This is a genomic window from Flavobacterium frigidum (assembly GCF_048286735.1).
GTDB lineage: Bacteria > Bacteroidota > Bacteroidia > Flavobacteriales > Flavobacteriaceae > Flavobacterium.
In genome coordinates this window covers 1-5,922 of sequence record NZ_JBLVPU010000038.1, presented here as the reverse complement: position 1 = coordinate 5,922, position 5,922 = coordinate 1, and the positions used below count along the sequence as shown (strand labels likewise).

The 5,922-nt window shown below is 45.9% G+C and carries 2 tRNA genes and 3 rRNA genes; all 5 read left to right on the top strand.

Annotated elements, in window-relative coordinates:
• Positions 1 to 593 precede the first annotated feature (593 nt).
• A 16S ribosomal RNA gene (locus ACNQGO_RS15220) occupies positions 594 to 2,107 on the top strand.
• Positions 2,108 to 2,301: 194 nt separating this feature from the next.
• Positions 2,302 to 2,375, top strand: a tRNA-Ile gene (locus ACNQGO_RS15215).
• Between the two features lie 95 nt (positions 2,376 to 2,470).
• Positions 2,471 to 2,544, top strand: a tRNA-Ala gene (locus ACNQGO_RS15210).
• A gap of 172 nt (positions 2,545 to 2,716) precedes the next feature.
• Positions 2,717 to 5,600, top strand: a 23S ribosomal RNA gene (locus tag ACNQGO_RS15205).
• 174 nt (positions 5,601 to 5,774) lie between these two features.
• Positions 5,775 to 5,884 (top strand): 5S ribosomal RNA (gene rrf / locus ACNQGO_RS15200).
• Together the 16S, 23S and 5S rRNA genes with 2 tRNA genes alongside form the textbook arrangement of a ribosomal RNA operon.
• Positions 5,885 to 5,922: the final 38 nt, after the last annotated feature.

The window sequence follows — 5,922 nt, the reverse complement described above, 5'->3', positions numbered from 1 at the left end:
AAAAAAAATTACTTACAAAATTCACGTTTCCAGCGATTTAAAACATAAGTTAAGAAAAAGGCAAAAAAAAGTAAATAAAAAGCTTGTAGAAGTGAATAAAGGTGGTACTTTTGCACCCGCAACAGCGCAGAAGTTCATATTTAAATACTGAAAAGCAGATTAAAAAAATCGGAATAAAATTCGAAAAAAGATTTGCCAGAGCGGAAAATAAGTTTTACTTTTGCTGCCCCTAAAGGGAGTAAGTTCATAGAAATTTTGAGTGAGTGGGAATAGGGTTAAGGCCTTATTTTAGTTGAAGAAAAACGAAACGAAAGTTTTCAAAAAAACTTCAAAAAACATTTGCGAGAAACGAAAAAGAGTTCTACTTTTGCACCCGCTTCGAGAAACACTTTAACAAGTGTTAACCAGGAGTTGGAAACTGAAATAAATTTAGTTAAAAAACAAGAAGAATACGTTCCTAGACATATTGAATTGACAGCCGTTTTAAGAGAGATCTTAAAACAAAAGAATAAGAGTAATAGAATCGAGAGATTTGAAAAAACCACTAGAACTGAGTCGAATAACAATAGCTTGAGCAATCGAGCAAACAATATACGATGAAGAGTTTGATCCTGGCTCAGGATGAACGCTAGCGGCAGGCTTAACACATGCAAGTCGAGGGGTATAGTTCTTCGGAACTAGAGACCGGCGCACGGGTGCGTAACGCGTATGCAATCTACCTTTCACAGAGGGATAGCCCAGAGAAATTTGGATTAATACCTCATAGTATATCGAGTTGGCATCAACATGATATTAAAGTCACAACGGTGAAAGATGAGCATGCGTCCCATTAGCTAGTTGGTAAGGTAACGGCTTACCAAGGCAACGATGGGTAGGGGTCCTGAGAGGGAGATCCCCCACACTGGTACTGAGACACGGACCAGACTCCTACGGGAGGCAGCAGTGAGGAATATTGGACAATGGGCGCAAGCCTGATCCAGCCATGCCGCGTGCAGGATGACGGTCCTATGGATTGTAAACTGCTTTTGCACAGGAAGAAACACTACTTCGTGAAGTAGCTTGACGGTACTGTGAGAATAAGGATCGGCTAACTCCGTGCCAGCAGCCGCGGTAATACGGAGGATCCAAGCGTTATCCGGAATCATTGGGTTTAAAGGGTCCGTAGGCGGTTTAGTAAGTCAGTGGTGAAAGCCCATCGCTCAACGGTGGAACGGCCATTGATACTGCTAAACTTGAATTATTAGGAAGTAACTAGAATATGTAGTGTAGCGGTGAAATGCTTAGAGATTACATGGAATACCAATTGCGAAGGCAGGTTACTACTAATGGATTGACGCTGATGGACGAAAGCGTGGGTAGCGAACAGGATTAGATACCCTGGTAGTCCACGCCGTAAACGATGGATACTAGCTGTTGGGAGCAATCTCAGTGGCTAAGCGAAAGTGATAAGTATCCCACCTGGGGAGTACGTTCGCAAGAATGAAACTCAAAGGAATTGACGGGGGCCCGCACAAGCGGTGGAGCATGTGGTTTAATTCGATGATACGCGAGGAACCTTACCAAGGCTTAAATGTAGATTGACCGGTTTGGAAACAGACTTTTCGCAAGACAATTTACAAGGTGCTGCATGGTTGTCGTCAGCTCGTGCCGTGAGGTGTCAGGTTAAGTCCTATAACGAGCGCAACCCCTGTTGTTAGTTGCCAGCGAGTCATGTCGGGAACTCTAACGAGACTGCCAGTGCAAACTGAGAGGAAGGTGGGGATGACGTCAAATCATCACGGCCCTTACGCCTTGGGCTACACACGTGCTACAATGGCCGGTACAGAGAGCAGCCACTGGGTGACCAGGAGCGAATCTACAAAACCGGTCACAGTTCGGATCGGAGTCTGCAACTCGACTCCGTGAAGCTGGAATCGCTAGTAATCGGATATCAGCCATGATCCGGTGAATACGTTCCCGGGCCTTGTACACACCGCCCGTCAAGCCATGGAAGCTGGGGGTGCCTGAAGTCGGTGACCGCAAGGAGCTGCCTAGGGTAAAACTGGTAACTAGGGCTAAGTCGTAACAAGGTAGCCGTACCGGAAGGTGCGGCTGGAACACCTCCTTTCTAGAGCCTTAGTGTTAGCTAAGTATGAAGTTTTAAGGAATAAGGATTAAGTTTTACTACTTAATACTTATGACTTTCAATTTAAGAAACGCACGCTAGGGAAAGAAGACGAAAGTTCGAGAAGGAAACAAAGGTCAACATTTTATTACTCTTGCTGTTAATTTAAAAAAAAGAATACCATTTAAGAATAAGAGTGTCTCGTAGCTCAGCTGGTTAGAGTACTACACTGATAATGTAGGGGTCGACAGTTCGAGTCTGTCCGAGACAACTATTTTAGACTTAAAGAAAGAAGAAATTCTAGAGTTGAGAGGTTATGAAAGTATTTCATAATTCATAATTCACAATTCATAATTAAAAAAGATTGGGGGATTAGCTCAGCTGGCTAGAGCGCCTGCCTTGCACGCAGGAGGTCAACGGTTCGACTCCGTTATTCTCCACAAAAGCTATAAGCCGTAGGCCGTAAGCTTAATGCCTAAAGCGTAAAGCTTCAAGCATTACAAAGTTCATTGACATATTGAGATAAGAAATAATAAAAAGTAGAAAGCATTTTTTGCTTGTTTATCATTAGACAAGTAAAAGAAACGGTCATTCTTAATTGAGTGATTGGTACAATAAGCAAAATAAGGGCGTATGGGGGATGCCTTGGCTCTCAGAGGCGATGAAAGGCGTGATAAGCTGCGAAAAGTTACGGGGATTGGCACACACGATACGATCCGTAAATACCTGAATGGGGCAACCCACTATGTTGAAGACATAGTACACCGATAGGTGGGCAAACCCGCTGAACTGAAACATCTAAGTAGGCGGAGGAGAAGAAAACAAAAGTGATTCCGTAAGTAGTGGCGAGCGAACGCGGATTAGCCCAAACCAAACATGTTACGGCATATTTGGGGTTGTAGGACCACGATATTTGTTGCGGATAGAATTAGAATCTACTGGAAAGTAGAGCCAAAGAAGGTGATAGCCCTGTATTAGTAATAGAAGATAACAATAGTGGTATCCTGAGTAGGGCGGGACACGAGAAATCCTGTCTGAATTTGGCGGGACCATCCGCTAAGGCTAAATACTCCTGAGAGACCGATAGTGAACCAGTACCGTGAGGGAAAGGTGAAAAGAACCGTGAATAACGGAGTGAAATAGATCCTGAAACCATACGCTTACAAGCGGTCGGAGCCCTTTCGTGGGGTGACGGCGTGCCTTTTGCATAATGAGCCTACGAGTTAACGTTGCTGGCAAGGATAAGTGGTTAAGCCACGGATCCGTAGCGAAAGCGAGTCTGAATAGGGCGCTTTAGTCAGTAGTGTTAGACGCGAAACCGTGTGATCTACCCATGGGCAGGATGAAGCGCTGGTAACACAGTGTGGAGGTCCGAACCGGTTGACGTTGAAAAGTCTTCGGATGACCTGTGGGTAGGGGTGAAAGGCCAATCAAACTCGGAAATAGCTCGTACTCCCCGAAATGCATTTAGGTGCAGCGCACGGCCATAAAGTTATATAGAGGTAGAGCTACTGATTGGATGCGGGGGCTTCACCGCCTACCAATTCCTGACAAACTCCGAATGCTATATAATGTTTCCGTGCAGTGAGGGCTTGGGTGCTAAGGTCCAAGTCCGAGAGGGAAAGAACCCAGACCATCAGCTAAGGTCCCCAAATATATACTAAGTTGAAAGAACGAGGTTTGTCTGCCCAGACAGCTAGGATGTTGGCTTGGAAGCAGCCATTCATTTAAAGAGTGCGTAACAGCTCACTAGTCGAGCGGACGAGCATGGATAATAATCGGGCATAAGTATATTACCGAAGCTATGGATTTAGAGTTTACTCTAAGTGGTAGGGGAGCATTCTAACAGGGTAGAAGGTGTGTCGTAAGGCATGCTGGACTGGTTAGAAAAGAAAATGTAGGCATAAGTAACGATAATGCGGGCGAGAAACCCGCACACCGAAAGACTAAGGTTTCCACAGCTATGCTAATCAGCTGTGGGTTAGTCGGGACCTAAGGCGAACCCGAAAGGGACAGTCGATGGACAACGGGTTAATATTCCCGTACTAGTTATTACTGTGATGGGGTGACGGAGTGATGAAAGCGCCGCGAACTGACGGAATAGTTCGTTGAAGTACCTACCTATAAGCTGCGCAGGCAAATCCACGCGGCTTGGGGAAATACGATAGTACTCGGAGTCTTCGGACAAAGAGATAGTGCGCCTAAGGGCTTCCAAGAAAAACCTCTAAACTTCAGGTAATAAGTACCCGTACCGCAAACCGACACAGGTAGTCGAGGAGAGAATCCTAAGGTGCTCGAGAGATTCATGGCTAAGGAATTAGGCAAAATAGACCCGTAACTTCGGGAGAAGGGTCGCCAGCAGCAATGCTGGCCGCAGTGAAGAGGTCCAGGCGACTGTTTATCAAAAACACAGGGCTCTGCAAAATCGTAAGATGAAGTATAGGGCCTGACACCTGCCCGGTGCTGGAAGGTTAAGAGGAGATGTTATCTTCGGAGAAGCATTGAATTGAAGCCCCAGTAAACGGCGGCCGTAACTATAACGGTCCTAAGGTAGCGAAATTCCTTGTCGGGTAAGTTCCGACCTGCACGAATGGTGTAACGATCTGGACACTGTCTCAGCCATGAGCTCGGTGAAATTGTAGTAGCGGTGAAGATGCCGCTTACCCGCAGTGGGACGAAAAGACCCTGTGCACCTTTACTATAGCTTAGTATTGACCTTGGATAAATGATGTGTAGGATAGGTTGGAGACTGTGAAGTGGCGTCGCTAGGCGTTGTGGAGTCATTGTTGAAATACAACCCTTTGTTTATCTGAGGCCTAACCCCCAAACGGGGGGACATTGCTTGGTGGGTAGTTTGACTGGGGTGGTCGCCTCCAAAAGAGTAACGGAGGCTTCTAAAGGTTCCCTCAGTACGCTTGGTAACCGTGCGTAGAGTGCAATGGCATAAGGGAGCTTGACTGAGAGACATACAGGTCGATCAGGTACGAAAGTAGAGCATAGTGATCCGGTGGTTCCGCATGGAAGGGCCATCGCTCAAAGGATAAAAGGTACGCCGGGGATAACAGGCTGATCTCCCCCAAGAGCTCATATCGACGGGGGGGTTTGGCACCTCGATGTCGGCTCGTCACATCCTGGGGCTGGAGAAGGTCCCAAGGGTTGGGCTGTTCGCCCATTAAAGTGGCACGCGAGCTGGGTTCAGAACGTCGTGAGACAGTTCGGTCTCTATCTACTGTGGGCGCAAGAAATTTGAGTGGATCTGATTCTAGTACGAGAGGACCGAATTGGACAAACCTCTAGTGTATCTGTTGTCACGCCAGTGGCATCGCAGAGTAGCTACGTTTGGAAGGGATAAGCGCTGAAAGCATATAAGCGCGAAACCCACCACAAGATGAGATTTCTTTTAAGGGTCGTGGGAGATGACCACGTTGATAGGCTATAGATGTAAAGGCAGTAATGTCATAGTCGAGTAGTACTAATAACCCGTAAGCTTATGTACGCTTTTCCTCCCCCGCCTCGGCGGGGGAGGAAGAAACTTTCTTAATGCTGAACATGTTTCAGTAGTAAACTTTTTATATTCTTTATCTCAGTATGTTAAGATATTACTATAATTATAAATTGTAAATTATCAATTGTTAATTATAGATAATTGCCCAAAGCAATTATAACCTCTTAAGGTGGTTATTGCGGCGGGGCTCACCTCTTCCCATCCCGAACAGAGTAGTTAAGCCCGCCTGCGCAGATGGTACTGCAGTTATGTGGGAGAGTATGTCGTCGCCTTTCTTTGAAAAGCCTATCAGAAATGATAGGCTTTTTTGTAT